Source organism: Streptomyces milbemycinicus (assembly GCF_002154605.1).
GTDB lineage: Bacteria > Actinomycetota > Actinomycetes > Streptomycetales > Streptomycetaceae > Streptomyces > Streptomyces milbemycinicus.
Window position 1 is genome coordinate 1531 of the sequence record NZ_MUNE01000983.1, and the last position, 821, is coordinate 2351.

General features: G+C 70.0%; 1 protein-coding gene. It reads left to right on the top strand.

All coding sequences use genetic code 11. The features are described 5' to 3' along the window. Nucleotides 1-437: 437 nt before the first annotated feature. The coding region (locus CCN51_RS55510; RefSeq protein WP_158104784.1) for an outer membrane protein assembly factor BamB family protein at nucleotides 438-821 on the top strand (384 nt) is incomplete at its 3' end.

Here is an 821-nt window from a genome sequence, read left to right on the forward strand (position 1 = left end):
GCAGCCGTTGCACGGCATCGTCGAGCGCTGTCTGGCCAAGGCCGCGGACGAACGGCCCGGCATCGCCGAACTGGTACGGCTGCTGGACGAGCTGCCGGCCAAGGGTGCGGTACGTACGGAAGAGGGCGGGTCGGGCAGGTCGGGTAACGGTGGCTCAGGCGACAGCTCGGGCAGCGGCTCAGGCGGCAGCTCGGGCAAGGACAAGAAGAAGAGGGAAGGGAAGAGGGAAGGGAAGAGCGAGGGGAAGAGCGCCGGGAAGGCGGGCGCGGATCAGGGAACTTGGCCGACATGGGGCGGGGTCCGACGGCGGCAGTGGGGTCCGTACGAGCGGCCCGTCGACCGACACGCCTCGGGCGATCCCGCTCCCTCAGGGCTGGCGGCCGTGGCAGCTGTCGCTCACCGAAGCCAGCAAAGACTTCGGCCCGGGGCGCGAGTTGGTGGACGTCAGCGGCGATGTCACTCCGCACTGCACACAGCAGGAGACCAAGCTCTACTGCGGCGGCGACAGCTTCCCGACGGCCCGCGTCGACGCCCTGACGGGGCACCTCGACTGGAGTTCCGACGCGTTGGTCATGCGCAGCATCGGGATGAACGACTCGGAACCGGTCGGGGTGCACGGCGGGCTGGTCTTCGTCCAGCACACCCCCTCCGACACGACCGCCGAGCTCGTCGCCCTGGACGCGGACTCCGGCGACAAGAAGTGGGCCGAGCCGATCAGTACGGGCCTCGACTCGGCCCTCTTCGACGACATGGTCATCTCCAGCGGCCCCGACGACCAGTCCCTGATCGCCCGGGACGAGGCGACCGGCGAGACCCGGTGG